General features: G+C 67.7%; 17 protein-coding genes. 3 read left to right on the top strand and 14 right to left on the bottom strand.

Going from position 1 to position 16,197, the window contains the following annotated elements:
* Positions 1-246 precede the first annotated feature (246 nt).
* A complete protein-coding gene (locus tag AB1346_06330) occupies positions 247-948 on the top strand; it encodes a TIGR04282 family arsenosugar biosynthesis glycosyltransferase (protein ID MEW6720047.1) in 702 nt (233 codons plus the stop codon).
* Here AB1346_06330 and AB1346_06325 read toward each other — a convergent pair.
* From AB1346_06325 to AB1346_06295, 7 genes are all read right to left on the bottom strand, one after another.
* A complete protein-coding gene (locus AB1346_06325) occupies positions 899-1,537 on the bottom strand; it encodes a hypothetical protein (GenBank protein MEW6720046.1) in 639 nt (212 codons plus the stop codon). The genes AB1346_06330 and AB1346_06325 overlap by 50 nt on opposite strands.
* A 10-nt stretch (positions 1,538-1,547) precedes the next feature.
* Positions 1,548-3,065 carry a leucyl aminopeptidase gene (locus AB1346_06320; GenBank protein ID MEW6720045.1) on the bottom strand — a complete coding sequence of 506 codons (1,518 nt, stop codon included), beginning with the start codon at positions 3,063-3,065 and terminating at the stop codon, positions 1,548-1,550.
* 9 nt (positions 3,066-3,074) lie between these two features.
* Positions 3,075-3,779, bottom strand: a complete 705-nt coding sequence (locus AB1346_06315; protein ID MEW6720044.1) for an ABC transporter ATP-binding protein — start codon at positions 3,777-3,779, stop codon at positions 3,075-3,077.
* On the bottom strand, positions 3,772-4,491 hold the full coding sequence (locus AB1346_06310) for an ABC transporter ATP-binding protein (protein ID MEW6720043.1): 720 nt from the start codon (positions 4,489-4,491) through the stop codon (positions 3,772-3,774). The genes AB1346_06315 and AB1346_06310 overlap by 8 nt, the downstream gene beginning before the upstream one ends.
* Before the next feature lie 10 nt (positions 4,492-4,501).
* Entirely contained in the window at positions 4,502-5,506 is a 1,005-nt protein-coding gene (locus AB1346_06305) for a branched-chain amino acid ABC transporter permease (GenBank protein ID MEW6720042.1), read from the bottom strand.
* Positions 5,507-5,522: 16 nt separating this feature from the next.
* Complete coding sequence (locus AB1346_06300; protein MEW6720041.1) at positions 5,523-6,395, bottom strand: branched-chain amino acid ABC transporter permease; 873 nt, start codon at positions 6,393-6,395, stop codon at positions 5,523-5,525.
* A gap of 102 nt (positions 6,396-6,497) precedes the next feature.
* Complete coding sequence (locus AB1346_06295; GenBank protein MEW6720040.1) at positions 6,498-7,700, bottom strand: ABC transporter substrate-binding protein; 1,203 nt, start codon at positions 7,698-7,700, stop codon at positions 6,498-6,500.
* Positions 7,701-7,866: 166 nt separating this feature from the next.
* Between AB1346_06295 and bamD the strand changes: the two genes are divergently transcribed.
* Positions 7,867-8,604: an outer membrane protein assembly factor BamD gene (gene bamD, locus AB1346_06290; GenBank protein MEW6720039.1), complete on the top strand. Its 738-nt coding sequence runs from the start codon at positions 7,867-7,869 to the stop codon at positions 8,602-8,604.
* Positions 8,601-9,317 carry a tetratricopeptide repeat protein gene (locus AB1346_06285; protein MEW6720038.1) on the top strand — a complete coding sequence of 239 codons (717 nt, stop codon included), beginning with the start codon at positions 8,601-8,603 and terminating at the stop codon, positions 9,315-9,317. The genes bamD and AB1346_06285 overlap by 4 nt, the downstream gene beginning before the upstream one ends.
* 4 nt (positions 9,318-9,321) lie before the next feature.
* Here AB1346_06285 and alaS read toward each other — a convergent pair whose 3' ends face one another.
* Genes alaS through AB1346_06250 form a run of 7 tightly spaced genes read right to left on the bottom strand, consistent with a single transcriptional unit; the run spans position 9,322 to position 16,112 of the window.
* Positions 9,322-11,952 carry an alanine--tRNA ligase gene (gene alaS, locus AB1346_06280; GenBank protein MEW6720037.1) on the bottom strand — a complete coding sequence of 877 codons (2,631 nt, stop codon included), beginning with the start codon at positions 11,950-11,952 and terminating at the stop codon, positions 9,322-9,324.
* Positions 11,953-12,399 (bottom strand): RecX family transcriptional regulator, encoded by a 447-nt coding sequence (locus AB1346_06275; GenBank protein MEW6720036.1) that lies wholly within the window; start codon positions 12,397-12,399, stop codon positions 11,953-11,955.
* 43 nt (positions 12,400-12,442) lie between these two features.
* Entirely contained in the window at positions 12,443-13,573 is a 1,131-nt protein-coding gene (locus tag AB1346_06270; protein MEW6720035.1) for a type IV pilus twitching motility protein PilT, read from the bottom strand.
* A gap of 4 nt (positions 13,574-13,577) precedes the next feature.
* Positions 13,578-14,606, bottom strand: coding sequence for a recombinase RecA (gene recA, locus AB1346_06265; protein MEW6720034.1), 1,029 nt, complete (start codon positions 14,604-14,606; stop codon positions 13,578-13,580).
* Positions 14,603-15,175, bottom strand: a complete 573-nt coding sequence (gene thpR / locus AB1346_06260) for an RNA 2',3'-cyclic phosphodiesterase (protein ID MEW6720033.1) — start codon at positions 15,173-15,175, stop codon at positions 14,603-14,605. The genes recA and thpR overlap by 4 nt, the downstream gene beginning before the upstream one ends.
* Complete coding sequence (locus AB1346_06255) at positions 15,172-15,681, bottom strand: nicotinamide-nucleotide amidohydrolase family protein (GenBank protein ID MEW6720032.1); 510 nt, start codon at positions 15,679-15,681, stop codon at positions 15,172-15,174. Before AB1346_06255 ends, thpR begins: the two co-directional genes overlap by 4 nt.
* The gene (locus tag AB1346_06250; GenBank protein ID MEW6720031.1) at positions 15,666-16,112 is read right to left on the bottom strand and encodes a phosphatidylglycerophosphatase A; all 447 of its coding nucleotides are present in this window, start codon (positions 16,110-16,112) and stop codon (positions 15,666-15,668) included. Before AB1346_06250 ends, AB1346_06255 begins: the two co-directional genes overlap by 16 nt.
* Between the last annotated feature and the right edge of the window lie 85 nt (positions 16,113-16,197).

Here is a 16,197-nt window from a genome sequence, read left to right as displayed (position 1 = left end):
CGCATTTCTCACCAGCCTCCTACTGCGGCGGCGGATACGGGCATGTCTACTGCGTTGCGCTCGGTCGGGCTCCTCGACGCACTTTCAAGTGCGCCTCCGGGGCCCTCGGTCGCGACGCCTTGTAGCCACACCCGTCTCCACCGCCTCGCTACGGACGCTGGTGAGAAATGCGGGCTATGGCTGTAAGGTGTGGGATTATATACGGCGGATGGAGACCGTGGCAAGGCCGCCGGAGGAGGCGGGAGGATGCCGTCCGCAGAAGCGCTGATCGTAATGGGCAAGGCGCCGATGGCCGGCCGGGTGAAAACGCGGCTTTGCCCGCCGCTGACGCCCGGCGACGCCGCCGCGCTGTGCGCCTGCATGCTGGAGGACACGGTGTCCGAGATGGCCTCCCTCCGGGGGGTCCGCCGGTACCTCTTCATCGACCCGCCCGGCGCGGCGGGTAACCTGCGCGCCCCCCCGTACGACGCGTTCGAGACGTTCCCTCAGCGCGGCAGGAACCTCGGGGAACGGATGGCGCATGCCGCGGAGATCGCGTTCCGGCGCGGGGCGAAGGCGGTGACGATCGTCGGGGCGGACTGCCCCACCCTCTCCGCCGCCAGGGTGCGGCTGGCGTTCCAAGAGCTCGGCCGCGGCGCGGGCGTCGTCCTCGGCCCCGCGAGGGATGGGGGCTACTACCTCGTCGGGCTGTCCGGACCGGACACGCGACTCTTCCGCGGGATCGGATGGGGGACGCCGGCGGTCCTGTCGGAGACGGCCGAGCGTCTGCGGGCAGCGGGGACGCCGTTCGCGTTCCTTCCACCGGAGCGGGACATCGACATCCCCCAAGACCTGGCCGCCTTTCGCGCATGGGCGAAAACCCGCCGCGTTCCCGCCTGTCCGCGAACCCGGAGCTGGGTCACTTCCCGGTTCGCCGCGGAGGCAGCCCCTTTTGCCGGGGCAGGTTGAACCGGCGCCCTTCGCCCAGGTCCACGATCCCCGCCCGCAGGGTGACGGCGTCGGCGCCCTCGGGCACCTCGAGCTCGAAGGTTCCGGACTCGCCGCGGAACAGCGCTCCCTCCCCCCGGAACGGCGATTTCGGGAAGACGCGCTTCCTTTCCACCCTCCCGTCGCTCCAGCGGAACTCGGCCGTCACGCCGATCGACCGCAGGGAGAGGTCGGGGATGTCCTCTCCCCGGTTGGTCAAGGTCCCCTTCAGCAGCACGGTGCGCCCTCCGGACTTCTCGTGCGCGACCTCCATGGGAAACACGGGGTCCTCGGGGATCTCGACCTTCAGCCCCGTGACCAGCAGGAACAGGATCCACAGGACCGGGACCGCGATCAGGACGGGAATCGCGGCTTTAAGCCATTTTCCGTACTCGCGGTAAAACCGCTTCCAGGCGGGGAACGTCTCCGGCGGGACGAGGAGCTCCCGGATGTCCCGGGCTTCCTCCTTTTCCGGAACCGGCGCCACCGGCTGTTTGCAGAACGGGCAGGCCGCCAGGTCGGCGGGGATCCGGACGTCGCAGCGCGGGCAGGTGACCTCGTTCGCGGTCATGCGCCCCCCGTCATTCCCCCGCGTCCGGGGACAGGAACTCGGCGAGGAGCCGGACCGGCGCTCCCGACGGCCCCGGAGCGTATCCCCTCTTCTCCTTCTCGACCCAGGCGGTCCCGGCGATGTCGAAGTGGGCCCAGGGAGTGTTCCCCGCGAACTCCTTCAGGAAATATCCCGCGGTGATCGTGCCCGCCTCGGGCCCGCCGATGTTCTTCAGCTCCCCGATGTCGCTCTTGATCTGCTCGAAATACTCCTCGTGCAGCGGCAGCTCCCAGGCCTTCTCCCCCGAGGCGGCGGACGCCCTCTTCAGCCGCGCGACCAGCGCCTCGTCGTTCCCCATCAGCCCCATGTTCACGCCTCCGAGGGCGACCACGCAGGCGCCCGTCAAGGTCGCGGCGTCGATCATCGCCTCCGGATTGTACTTCCGGAGGGCGTACGTCATCGCGTCGGCGAGGATCAGCCGCCCCTCCGCGTCCGTCGACAGGATCTCGACCGTCTTCCCCGACATCATCCGGAGAACGTCCCCGGGGCGGTACGCCGTCCCCGACGGCATGTTCTCGACCGCGGGCACGACGGCCACCACGTTCTTCCGGACGCCGAGCGCCGCGCAGGCGCGCAGCGTCGCCAGCATCCCGGCGGCCCCGGCCATGTCGTACTTCATCTTCTCCATCCCTTCCCACTTCTTCAGGGAGATCCCGCCCGTGTCGAACGTCACGCCCTTCCCCACCAGGGCTGTCCATCTCCCGCCCGGCGCGCCGCCGCGGTACTCCGCCGCGATCAGCCGCGGCGGGGCCTGGCTGCCCAGCCCCACCGCGAGGATCCCTCCGGCCTTCAACGCCGTCAGCTCCGGCACGCCCATCACGCGGACGCGGATCCGGGCCGCCGCCCGGGAGTCGAGCCCCGCGCCGACTTTCTTCGCGGCCCGGGCGAGGTCGTCCGGGCGGAGCTCCCCCGGCGGCGTCGCGACCAGCGCCCGCCCCCAGTTGATCGCTTCGCCCAGCCGGACGCCGCGGGAGACGCCCTCGCGCACCCGCGGGAACGCTTTTTCGTCCCGTTCCACGAACAGGAACCGGTCGACGCGGTGCCCTTTCTCCTGCTTGTACCTGTCGAAGTCGAAAGAGGACAGGGCGGCGCCGAGGGCGGCGAACCGCGCGGCGGTTTCGGGCGGCACCCCTCCCTGTCCGGCGCCGTGGACGACGGATGCGACGGTCCCCAGCTTCATCCGCTTCGCGGCTTTCAGGACGGGCAGCGCGACCTGCCGCGCCGTGTCCGGAGTGAACTTGTCCCGCTTGCCGAGCCCCACGACGAGGACGCGCGGCGCGGAAACCCCGCGGCCGGGGCGGAGGAAGAACGTCTCGCCCAGCTTCCCGTCGAAATCCTTCTCCCGGACCGCCGCGGCGATGGCGCCGCCGATCGCCTTGTCGACCGCGCCCGTCGCGCCGCCGGGCTCCCCGGAATCCTCGAACAGGTTCACGACGATCATGTCGGCCTTGACCGTTCGGATATCGCCGGATACGCACTCTATGCGCATTCGCTCCCCCTATATCCCCAGGTATGCCTCTCTCACATGCTTGTCGTTCAGCAGCTCCTTCCCCGTTCCCTGCAGGACGATCCGCCCGTTTTCGAGGACATAGGCGCGGTCGCACATGGCGAGGGTCTGGCGGACGTTCTGCTCCACCAATAGGACCGTGACCCCCTCCCGGTTGATCCGCTTCGCGATCTCGAACACCTCCTGGACGAGGATGGGGGAAAGCCCCAGCGACGGCTCGTCGAACATCAGGACCTTCGGCAGCGCCATCAGCCCCCGCCCGATGGCGCACATCTGCTGCTCCCCGCCGCTCATGGTCCCGGCGACCTGCTTCCTGCGCTCCTTCATCCGCGGGAAGAGCTCGTAGACCCAATCCATCGTCTGCGCACGCCGCCTCTTCGCCTCCGGTGCGAGGGAGCCCATGACGAGATTCTCCTCGACCGTCATTTCGCGGAACAGCCGCCGGGCCTCGGGGACGTGGACCACCCCCTGCCCGATGACCTTGTCCGGCGGCATCCGGTCGAGTCGGACGCCCTGGAACTCGATGGAGCCCCGCTGCGGTTTGAGAAGGCCGGAAATCGCCTTGAGGGTGGTCGACTTCCCCGCGCCGTTGGCGCCGACCAGGACCAGGATCTCCTTCTCCCGGACTTCGAAGGAGACGTCCCACAGGACCTGGAGGTCCCCGTAGAACACGTCGATGCCGGATACCTTAAGCATAGTCCGTCCCGAGGTAGGCCTCGATCACCGCGGGGTTCTCCGCCACTTCCTTCGGGGTCCCCTCGGCGATCGTCTGGCCGAAGTTGATGGCGTGGATCCGGTCGGATATCGTCATGATCACGTGCATGATGTGCTCGATGATGATGACCGTCGTGCCGTTGTCCCGGATCTTCCGGATGAGGTTGATGGCCGCGAGGAGCTCCGTCGGGTTCAGCCCCGCCGCCGTCTCGTCGAGCAGCAGGAGCTCCGGATTCGTGGCCATCGCGCGGGCGATCTCCAGCCGCTTGCGCCCGGCGATGGGGAGCGACTTGGCGAGGACGTCCTTCGACCGGATCAGCCCGCAGAAATCCAGGATCTCCATGGCGTGGTCCTTCGCCTCCCGCATGGAGTTCACGCGGGAGAAGGACGCGGCGATGACGTTGTCCCGCACGGTCATCCTCCCGAGCGGCTTGACCACCTGGAAGGTCCGGCCGATCCCCATCCGGCAGATCTTGTGGGGCTTCATCCCCTGGATCTCCCGGTCCTTGAAGACGACCTTGCCGGAGTTCGGGGCGTAGACGCCGCTGATCATGTTGAACAGCGTGGTCTTCCCGGAGCCGTTCGGCCCGATCAGGCCCAGGATCTCCCCCTGCTCCACCTTGAAGCTCACCTCGTTGACGGCCGTCAGGCCGCCGAAGGTCTTGACCAGCTTGTCCACCCGGAAGAACGCCACGCCGGACTCCTTATCTATTCGGCCGGATGCGGAACACCTTCCGCTTGACCTTTTCCCAGTCGCCCACGACGCCGTTGGGGAGGTAGAGGATGACGACGATGACCAGGATGCCGAAGCCCAGGACGTGCGCCTTCTTCACGGCGTCGCCCAGCGCTGCGATCGCCCCGATCCCGGCCGCCTTCCCGATGTACGCGAAGAGGCCGAAGAACCCCGTCCGGAACAGCTCCTGGAAAGCCACCATGATGAATGCGCCGACGGTCGGCCCGTAGATCGTGCCCACCCCTCCGACGATGGCGACCAGGATCGCCATGACGGAGTAGTCGTGGAGGGAGAAGACGACGTGCGGGTCGATGAATCCCATGTAGTTCATGTAGAGCGCCCCCGCCATCCCGGTCCAGAAGGCGGAGACCGCCAGGGAGATGTTCTTGTACAGCGTCGTGTCGATTCCGAGGCTCGCGGCGGCGTCCTGGTCCTCCCGGATGGACACGAAGTAGTATCCGGGCTTGGACCGCATGATGGCCTGGATGCTCAGAACGGTCAGGAACGCCAGTCCGAGCGTGATGTAGTAGTAGGGAACCTTGGAGACGAACGTGGGCATGATCATGATCCCCACCATGCCGCCGGTGAACGCCTCCGCGATCGTCGCGATGTGCCGGATCCCCTCCCCCAGGGCCAGCGACGCCAGGGCGAAGTACGCGCCTCTCAGCGGGAAGCAAATGGCGCCAAACGGGAGGCCGATCAGGAACGCAAGGATCCCCCCGAACGCCATCCCCCACCACGGAGAGACCTGAAGGTGATGGAAGAGCAGCCCCGCGGTGTAGGCCCCCACCCCGAAGAATGCGGCGTGGCCGAAGGAGACCTGCCCGGTGAAGCCCGCCAGGAGGTTCCACGCGGAGCCGATGACGACCCACAGCAGGAACAGGATCATCAGGTGAAGGAAGTAGTTGCTCTGAAGGACAAGCGGAAGCGCGGCCAGGACCGCCAGAAGGAGCAGGGGGACGAGGTGCTTTTTCATCGGGCGCTCCCGGTCATCAGACTTTCGTCAGCCGCTTGAAGCCGCCGGGCAGGAACAGCAGCACGAGGATGAAGATGGTGAGGCCGACGATGTCCTCGAACTCCATCCCGAAATAGGTCGCCCCGAGGCTCTCCGCCAGCCCGAGCGTCACGCCGCCGAAGATGGCGCCCACGGTCGATCCCAGCCCCCCCAGGATCGTGATGATGAACGCCTTCGCGGTGAAAGGCCCGCCGATGTCCGGAAAGATGTAGTAGACCGGCGCGAGCAGGCAGCCTGCGGCCGCGACCAGAGCTGCGCCGATCCCGAAGGTGATCACCGTGATCCGCGCGGTGTTCACCCCCATCAGGGTCGCCGCGTCCTTGTCCTGGGCCGTCGCGCGGATCGACCGCCCCAGGTCGGTCTTGAGGAGGAACCAGAACATGGCGGCGGTGAAGACGAGGGCGATCCCGAAGGCGATCGTCAGCGCCACGCTGAAGGAGACGTTCCCGAGGGAGAAGGTCCGGTTGGCGTACTCCGTCGTGACGTACTTGTAGTCCGAGGTGAAGGTGAACCTGGCGATCTCGGTCATCGCCATCCCGATCCCCACCGTCATGAGGACCTGGTTCTCCGGGAGGATCGTCTCGACCTTGATGAGCGGGTTCAGCAGGAACTTCTGGATCGTCACGCCCAGGAGGAACAGGAGCGGCATGGCGACCAGGAGCGAGACGTACGGATCGACCCCCATCGTGTTCAGGACGAAGGTGATATACATCGCCAGCATCATCAGCTGCCCGTGGGCGAGGTTGATGATCCCCATGACTCCCATGATGAGGGTCATCCCGATGCCGATCAGCGCGTACAGCCCGCCCTTCAGGAGGCCCGCCACGAGGGTCTGAAGGAAAACATCCATACGATCTCCCGTTTCGACGGCCGCCGGGGCCGATGAATGGATCCGCCGGGCGGCGGGGAATCACCGCCCGGCGGTCGCGTCAGGTACGCTCTACGGACGGCTTTACTTGCGGCTGCTCCAGGGCGGAGTCGGGTAGATGTACTTCTTCGTGGCCACCTTCGTGGGCCACACCGCCTCCAGCTCCCCTTTCTGCCACTGCACGAGATAGGTGTCGAGCTTGTTCTGCTGCGTCTTCTTCCCGTAGGAGACGAACTTGACCGGGCCGAAGGCGGTCATCATGTCGGTGGTCGTCAGGGCGTCCCGCACGGCCTGGGGCGTCACGTTCGGGGAGCCCTTGGCGCGCTTCAGCGCGTCGGCGACGACGTACATCGTCGCGTACGCTTCCGCGCCGTGGTACTCGGTCTCGGAGCCGTACTTCTTCATGAACTTGTTGAAATATTCCTTCGCGCCCGGGAACGGCAGCGTCTCCACCCACAACGTGGCGGAGTAGACGTAATCCGCCGCGCTCCCCGCGCTCTTGGCGAATTCGGGAAGGGTGAATCCCGCCCCGCCGCCGACGAACATCTTCGGGTTGATCCCCAGCTCCTTCGACTGGCGCATCAGCAGGGAGGCGTCCATGACATAGGAGACCATGTAGATCATGTCGGGGTTCGCCGCCTTGACCTTCGTGAGGATCGGCTTGAAGTCGATCGCGCCCGCCTGGTACCCCTCCTTCACCAGGATGTTCAGGCCCGCGGCCTTGGCGTCGGCCTCGAACGACTTCGAGCTGGACTGCCCGAAGGCGCTGTTTTCATACAGGAGCGCCACGGATTTCACGTCCTTGGCCACTTCCTTCAGGAAGGACTCCACCGCCGCGGGATATTCGCTGGCCGGCGGGTTGACGCGGAACACGTATTCGTAGCCCTTCTCCGTGATGTCGTCGGCCGAGCCCGTGCAGATGACGAAGGGGACCTTGAACTGCTGCGCGACCGGCGTGGCCGCCGCCGTGACGGAGCTGGAATACCCTCCGGTGAGGACGGGGACCTTGTCGCGGGAGATCAGCTTCTCGACCCCGGACCGCCCGACGTCGGGCTTGCCGGTATCGTCCTCGAAGATCAGCTCGATCATCGCGCCGTTGACGCCGCCCTTGCCGTTGATCTCCTCGACGGCCATCTCGTACGAGCGCTTTTCGATCTCGCCGAACTTCGCCTGCGATCCGGTAAGGGGGAGAAGGACGCCCACCTTTATCTTCTCCGCGGCGGAAGCGCCGCCCGCGACGATCAGGGACAGCGCCGCGGCCAATACCAGGCATTTTCCGATTTTCATGGTCGTGGTCCTCCTGAGTCTGAATTGTTGATGAACACGAGGCGGCGAAACGCCGTTTCATCCGTTGCGCGTGTCGTTGAAGTTTATCATGAATCCGCAGGGGAGTTTACAAACTTTCCCCCCCGCGCGTTGACTTCTCGCTCCCGGTATATTACCGTCAATTCCCATGCCGAGATCGCTTCGCGCTTCGATTCCCCGGACGGTCCTGCTCCTCTTCCTGTTCCTGTTCTCCGCCGGATGCTCCGAGAAGCTGTCCCGCCAGGCCGGCCTCACGGACGCCGGCCTGTATGCCCGGGGACAGCAGAGGGCGGACCGGGGGAAGCACGAGGAAGCCGCCGAAGCGTTCCAGCTTCTCATCGAGAGATTTCCCACCTCCCCCCTGGCGCCGCGGGCGCAGTTCGGCCTGGCGTCGAGCCGCATGGCGAACAAGGAGAAGATCGAGGCGGAGGTGGCGTTCGACGATTACCTGCGCCTGTACCCCGGCGACTCCCGGGTCCCCGACGCGCTCTTCCTGAAGGGGGACCTGCTGTTCGGCCAGATCCTGGCGCCGGGCCGTTCCCAGGACCGGACGCGAGAGGCCATCGAAAGCTACCGGAAGTTCCTCGAGAAGGAACCGGGCACGGAGCGGTCCGCGACGGCCGCCGCCCGGATCCGGGAGCTTCGCGGCCGGCTGGCCCTCCACGAGAAGCTGGTGGTCGTGCACTACCTCAAGCGGAAGCTGTACCTCAGCGCCGAGCTGCGGGCGCAACGGGCGGTCGCCGAATATCCCGACACGGCCGCCGCGCCCGGGCTGTATTCCCTGCTCGCCGAAGCGATGGAAAAGCAGGGGAAGAAGGAGGAGGCGTCCCGGGTCCTCAGGACCCTCGAGGAAAAATACCCGCAGCACGGGGGCGGAAAACGGTGAGCCGCAAGCTGGCAGGGCTGATCCGGCTGGGGAAGGACGCCTTCATGAAGATGGATTACGCGAGGGCGGAGAGGCACTTTCGGGAGGCTCTCGAGGGAGGCGCGGAATATCCCGACATCCACTACACGCTCGGCCTGATCGATCACCAGAAGGGCAACTACCGCCAGGCCGCGGACCGGTTCGAGAAGGCGATCTCCCTCCATCCCGAGTACACGGAGGCGCTGCTCTCGCTGTCGATCACCCTGAACGACATGGGCCTTTACGAGGACGCGCGGAGAGCGTACGACCGGGCGTCGATCGTCCTTTCGCGGCACGGCGTCCCGCCGGAGAGGAACATGGTCCGCGGGCGCGTCGCGAACCTGCACAAGGAGCTCGGGGAGCTGTACCTCGCCCTGGGGCAGTTCGACGAGGCCATCTTCGAGTTCCGGAAGGCGCTCGCGGCGGCGCCGCGGTATCCCGATCTGCGGGTGCGGCTCGTGACGGCGCTCCGGGAGGCGGGCCGGGCGGAACAGGCGATGGCCGAGGTGGACGCCTTCCTGTCAGAGGCGCCGGGCAACCCCGCGGCGCTGGTGCAGAAGGGGATCCTCCTGTACACGGCAGGCAACCGCGCGAAAGCGCGGGCCGCCTGGGAAGAGGCGCTTTACCGGGACCCGCTCAACAAGGTCGTGCAGCTCTACCTGAATACGCTCAACCGCGAGCAGTCCGAGGGATAGCCCCTCACCACCCCGAAAGGGTGGCCAGCGCGTCGGGCAGCTTCTCGACGGCCGGGCCGCCCGCCTGGGCCATGTCCTTGCGCCCTCCCCCGCCGCCGCCCACCGCCGCGGCCGCCTTCTTCACGATCTCGGACGCGGAGTATTTCGACGTCAGGTCGGAAGTGACGCCCGCGACGAGGTGGCACCGTTCCCCTTCCCTGGCGCCCAGCAGCAGCAGCCCGCTCCCGAGCTTCCCCTTGACGCTGTCGGCCAGCTCCCGCAGCGCCGCGGGATCCATCGGCTCCACTTCGGCCGCGACCCTCCGGACGCCCCCGCGCTCTTCCGCCTTGGCCAGGATCTCTCCCACGAGGTCGCGCGCCGAGCGCCGGCGCGCCTCCTGGAGCGCCTTTTCCAGCGTCTTGATCTGCGCGGCGAGCTTGCGGACGCGCTCCGGGACCTCGGCGCCCCCGACCTTCAGCTCGCGCGCGACGCCGTGGAGCGTCTCTGCCTCCTGCCGCAGCTGCCGCCAGGCGGGCAGCCCGGTCACCGCCTCGATCCGGCGGACCCCCGCGGCAAGCGCCCCTTCCGACAGCAGGCGGAACAGGCCGATCTCCGCTGTGTTCCGGACGTGGGTCCCGCCGCACAGCTCCTTGCTCACTCCCTCGACCGTCACCATGCGGACGACGTCGGCGTATTTCTCGCCGAAAAACGCCATCGCTCCCGCGGCGACCGCTTCCTCGTACGGAAGCTGCTCCCACCGGACGGGGCGCGCCGCGAAGACCGCCTCGTTGACCGCTTCCTCTACGGAGGCCAGCGCCTCCGGGGAGAGCCCCTCGAAGTGGCTGAAGTCGAACCGGAGCTTGTCGGGTCCCACGTAGGACCCCGCCTGCTTGACGTGCGTCCCCAGGACCTTGCGCAGCGCCGCCTGCAGCAGGTGCGTCGCCGTGTGGTTCCCCTGCGTGACCCTTCTTTTCCCGCCGTCCACCGACAGATGCGCGATCCGGCCTTCCCGCACCGCGCCTTCGACGACCTTCGCGCGGTGAATGACGATCTCCGGGGAGGGGCGGCGGGTGTCCGTGACCTGGAGGGAGAACCCGTCGCCGGAGATCGTCCCCGTGTCGCCCACCTGGCCGCCGGACTCGCCGTAGAACGGCGTCTGGTCCGTGACGACGTCCACCTCTTCCCCCCGGTCCGCGGAGGCGACCCGCACGCCGGCCAGGAAGAGCGCCTCGATGCGCGCGTCCGCCTCCTGCCGCTCGTAGCCGACGAAGACCGATCCGGCGCCGGACCGCGCGAGCTCGGACGCCACGGGATCGTGGGCGCCGATCTCGCCGCCCTTCCACGAGACCCTCGACTGGGCCCGCTGCTTCTCCATCTCCGCCTCGAAGCCGGCCGCGTCGAGGGTCACCCCCCGCTCCCGGCACAGGTCGGCGGTCAGGTCGACGGGGAAGCCGTAAGTATCGTAGAGCTTGAACGCCGCGCCTCCCGGAAACACGCCGGCGCCCGCCCCTTTCATCCGCGCGAACTCGTCCTCGACCATCCGCAGCCCCGCGTCCAGCGTCTCGAGGAAGCGGCGCTCCTCCTGGAACGCCACCGTGTCGATGAAGGAGGCGCTGTTCGTCAGCTCGGGGTAGGCCGGCGAGAATTCACGGACCACGGAACCGGCCACCTTGTGGAGGAACGGCCCCTCGAATCCCAGCTTCTTCCCGTGCCGCAGGGCGCGGCGCATGACGCGGCGAAGGACATAACCCCGCCCCTCGTTGGAGGGCATGACGCCGTCCGCGATGAGGAAAGCGACGGCGCGCGCGTGGTCGGCGATAACGCGCATCGGCGCGTCGAGCTCGGGCCCGCTCCCGTAGCGCTTCCCGCAGAGGCGGGAGATCTCCGACAGGATCGGCCGGAACAGGTCGGTGTCGTAGTTGCTCGGGACCCCCTGGACCACCGCCGCGAGCCGCTCGAGCCCCATGCCGGTGTCGATGCTGGGCCGGGGCAGCGGCGCCTTCGTCCCGCTCTCGTCCTGGTTGAACTGCATGAACACCAGGTTCCAGATCTCGAGGAAGCGGTCGCAGTCGCAACCGACGGCGCACCCGGGCCGCCCGCAGCCGGTCCCCTCCCCCTGGTCGTAGATGATCTCGGAGCACGGCCCGCAGGGGCCCGTCGGCCCCATCGCCCAGAAGTTGTCCTTCTCGTCGAACCGGACGATCTGCGACGCCGGAAGCCCCATCGTCTTGTGCCAGATATCGTACGCCTCGTCGTCCTCCCGGAACACGGAGGCGGTCATCCGCTTCCCGTCGAGGCCGATCTCCCGCGTGAGGAACTCCCACGCAAAATGGATCGCATCCTTCTTGAAGTAGTCGCCGAAGGAGAAGTTCCCCAGCATCTCGAACAGGGTGTGGTGGCGGGCCGTGTAGCCGACGTTCTCCAGGTCGTTGTGCTTGCCGCTCACGCGCAGGCACCGCTGGGCCGTCGTCGCCCGCTTCCACTGGGTCGCGGCGAGGTCGAGGAACACCTCCTTGAACTGGACCATCCCCGCGTTGGTGAACAGCAGCGTCGGGTCGTTCCCGGGGACGAGCGAGGCGCTCGGCAGGATCTTGTGCCCGTTCCGCTCGAAATACGAAAGGAAAGCGGAGCGAAGCTCCGCGCCCGTCTTCGACATCTATCCGTCTCCTTCCTCGTTCACGGCGATTCGCCGGCCGACGGCCTTCCGGCAGGCGTCCGGGGGGAAGCCGCGCCCGGCGAGGAACCGGTACGCCTTCGCGGCGCCCTCCCTCCCGGCGGGGATACCCCCGCGAAACTTTTTCTTGAGCGCCCGCGCGGCCGCCTCCTCGACGTCCGCCGCGGGGCACTCCTCCCGGAGCGCCTCCTCGATGATGTGCCGCGGGAAGAGGCGCACGGAAAGCTTCCCGGCGATCTTCGCGGGGCCGTACATGCGCCCCTCCCGCCAGGAGCGGACGAGCTGCCGGCAAAGGGCCGCGTCGTCGAGCAGCCGCAGCTCGCGCAACCGGGCGAGGACCGGCGGGACGTCGGATTCCGCGTGCCCCTTCCGCGCCAGCCGGAACGCCACCTCCCCCTCGCTCAAGGGGCGGCGCGCCAGCATTCCCATGGCAAGCTCCAGGGGATTTCCCGGGGCGGGGGAGCCGCCGTCCTTACGTTCCCTTCTTTTCGGGGCCATCCTTGTCGAAGTCGTCCCAGGTCAGGTCCGACGTAGAGGAGACGCCCCGGACCCGCAGCGAGAAGTCGTCGGGATTGCTGGCCTGCCGCAGCGCCTCGTCGAGCGTGATGAGGTTCTCCTTGAGCAGCCCCATCAGCGACTGGTCGAACGTCTGCATCCCGTAGCTCACGAACCCCTGCTGGATCGCTTCCCGGATCTTGCGGGTCTTGTCCTTGTCCTCGATGTACTCCCGGACGCGGGCGGTGTTCAGAAGAACCTCCACCGCCGGGACGCGCCCCTGCCCGTCCGCGCGGGGCACGAGCCGCTGGGAGATGACGGCCTTGAGGACCGAGGCGAGCTGCAGCCGTATCTGCTTCTGCTGGAAAGGGGGGAAGGACGCGACGACCCGGTTGATCGTCTCCCCGGCGTCGAGGGTGTGCAGCGTGGAAAAGACCAGGTGCCCCGTCTCCGCGGCGGTGATCGCGGTCTCGATCGTCTCGAGGTCGCGCATCTCGCCGACGAGGATCACGTCGGGGTCCTGGCGCAGGGCGCTCTTGAGGGCGTCGGCGAACGAGGAGGTGTCCACGCCGAGCTCCCGCTGGTTGATGATGCTCTTGTTGTCCCGCAGGAGGAACTCGATGGGGTCCTCGATCGTCATGATGTGGCAGCTTCGGTTCGTGTTGATGAACTGCACCATGGAGGCCAGCGTGGTGGACTTGCCGCACCCGGTGGTCCCCGTGCACAGGACCAGGCCGCGCTCCTCGAGCGCGATCTTCTCCATCACCTTGGGGAGGTGCAGCTCCTCGAAGGGCTTCACTCCGACCGGGACGAGCCGCAGGACGATGCCCATCGTCCCGCGCTGCTGGAAGATGTTCACGCGGAACCGCCCCAGCCCCTGGACGCTGTAGGCGCAGTCGAGCTCGTGGTGCTTCTCGAACCGGCTCTTCTGGTCCTCGCGGAAGATCATGCCGCTCATCGCGACGAGGTCGTCCGCCTTCAGCGGCTCGGGCGCCTTGAGGGGGATGAGCTTCCCGTTGATCCTCAGGACGGGCGGAAGCCCTACCTTGAGGTGGACGTCCGATGCGCCGTGCTTCGCCGCCGCGCGGAGGATGTCGTTCAGATCCAAGGCGTCACGCTCCTTCCGCCGAAGATTTCGCGCCCTCCCCGATCCCATGGTGGGCCAGGATCTTCTTCGACAGCTCACCGGCCATCTCCGGGTGCTCCCTCAGGAAGATCCGGGCGTTCTCCCGCCCCTGGCCGATCCGCTCCCCGCCGACGGAGTACCACGCCCCGCTCTTCTCCACGATGTCGAGATCCGAACCCAGGTCGAGGATGTCCCCCTCCCGGGAGATGCCTTCGCCGTACAGGATGTCGAACTCCGCCTCGCGGAACGGCGGGGCGAGCTTGTTCTTCACCACCTTGACGCGCGTCCGGCCGCCGATGACGTCATCCTCCCGCTTGATCTGGGAGATCCGGCGGATGTCCATCCGCACGGAGGCGTAGAACTTGAGGGCGTTCCCGCCGGTGGTCGTCTCGGGGTTGCCGAACATGACGCCGATCTTCTGGCGGATCTGGTTGATGAAGATCACCGAGGTCTGCGACTTGCTGATCGTCCCCGTGAGCTTGCGCAGCGCCTGGGACATCAGGCGCGCCTGGAGCCCCATGTGGGCGTCGCCCATCTCCCCCTCGATCTCGGCCTTGGGGACCAGCGCCGCCACGGAGTCGACCACCAGCACGTCGAGGGCGCCGCTGCGGACGAGCAGCTCGGCGATCTCCAGCGCCTGCTCCCCCGTGTCGGGCTGGGAGATGAGCAGGTCCTCCGTGGAGATGCCCAGCTTCCTCGCGTAGGAGAGGTCGAGGGCGTGCTCCGCGTCGATGAAGCCCGCGACGCCGCCGCCCTTCTGCGCCTCGGCGATGATGTGCAGCGCGAGCGTGGTCTTCCCCGAGGATTCCGGCCCGAAGATCTCCGTCACCCGGCCGCGGGGGATCCCGCCGATGCCCAGCGCCACGTCGAGCGAGATCGCTCCGGTGGAGATGACGGGGATGTCCTTCGCCGGAACGTCGGCGCCCAGCCGCATGATGGCGCCCTTGCCGTAATTCTTCTCGATGGCGGCGACCGCCATGTCGAGCGCCTTGCGGCGGTTCGGATCCTGACTCATCTTGCGTTCTCCTTCCCCAGGGGGAATTCCCGGACCACGGAATAGATCGCGCCTCCCGGAGCGAGGCGGCTTTCATACAGCACGATCGACGATACGGGCACGATTCCGAAGTCCCGGCCGGACAGCCCCTGGACGAACCGTTCGCCCCATGCGGCAGGAAGGGCCCCGCGGACACGCCCGACGGTGATGTGCGGGTGGAACGGACGATCCTCGCGGGGAAACCCGGCCCCCGAAAGCGCGTTTTCAATATTCTGTTGCAACTTCCCGACCAATTCAAGCGGTTCCCGGAGACCGGCCCAGAGAACCCTCGGGTTCCTCGCGGAAGGGAACGTTCCTCCGCCGGACGCCTCGAGGGAGAACGGCGATGCCTCTCCCGCGGCCCCGGAGACCGCCTCCCCTACGTCGGGAATCCGCTCCGGGCGGATTTCGCCGAGGAACTTCAAGGTGATATGCAGGTTCCCCTTCGCGACCCAGGACACGTCGCCCCGGGTCCCGCGGAACGGCAGGATCGCCGCCTCGACGGCGTCCCGGACGGACGGCGGCAGGGCGATGCCGAGAAAGCACCTCATGCGGACGATCCTTGCTTTCCGGTCAGCAGCCCCGACGCGGCGGCGATCGCGGCGCGGACCGTATCCCGGCGGACCTTTCCGCGGTCCCCGCGGAACCGGAACCGGTGCGAGTACCGTACACCGCCGCGGAGGGCGACGGCCACCCAGACCGTCCCGACCGGCTTCCCCCGGCTCCCTCCGCCCGGCCCCGCGACACCCGTCGTGGCGATCGATACGTCCGCGGGAAACCGGTCGAGAACCCCCTCCGCCATCGCCGAAGCGACCTCCGCGCTGACCGCCCCGCGGGAATCGATCAGCCCGGGCGGGACCCCGAGGGCGGCGGTCTTCACGCCGTTGTGATACGCGACCACCCCGCCCAGGAAATAATCGGAGCTGCCGGGCACGGCGGTGATCGCCCCCGCCAGCAGCCCCCCGGTGCACGATTCCGCCACGGCGAGCTTCTTTCCCGACTCCCGGAGGAGCTTCCCCAGGCGCGCGGAGGCGGCGTCGGTCACCCGATAAGCCATGCGATCCCCCGGTATGCGACGGCCGCGTAGACCCCCGCGGCCAGGTCGTCCGCCACCACGTACAGCGCACCTTCCCTCGCGTCGAGCCAGGCGGCGGGACCGAACTTGAACACATCGAACGCCCGGAACAGAAGGAAGAGCAGGAGGGCGTTCCGCCACCCCCAGGGAATCCCCGTCGACGCAAGGAGCATCCCGGCGATCTCGTCGATCACCACCCGCGGCGGATCCTTTTCCCGGGCGGCCGCCAGCCCCTCCCGGGCGGCGGGAACGGAGACCAGCAGGACCGCTCCCAGCAACAGGTAATGGCCGACGCCCGTCCCGCCCGTCAGATACCAAAGGGGAAGGCAGGCGAGCGTCCCCGCGGTCCCGGGCGCCACGGGGGCAAACCCGGCCCCGAACCCCGAGGCGACGGCGCGCAACCCCCCGCGCACCCACGGGTTTCCCCGAAAACGATTGACTTGGGCGGTCTCCATGGCGGATATTTACTACTGTATGTCAACCATTCCCCTTTTTCCA

The organism is Thermodesulfobacteriota bacterium, assembly GCA_040758155.1.
Taxonomy (GTDB): Bacteria; Desulfobacterota; Deferrimicrobia; order Deferrimicrobiales; family Deferrimicrobiaceae; genus UBA2219.
Note: the sequence above shows the minus strand (reverse complement) of the source record. Positions and strands in the feature narration are given on the sequence as shown.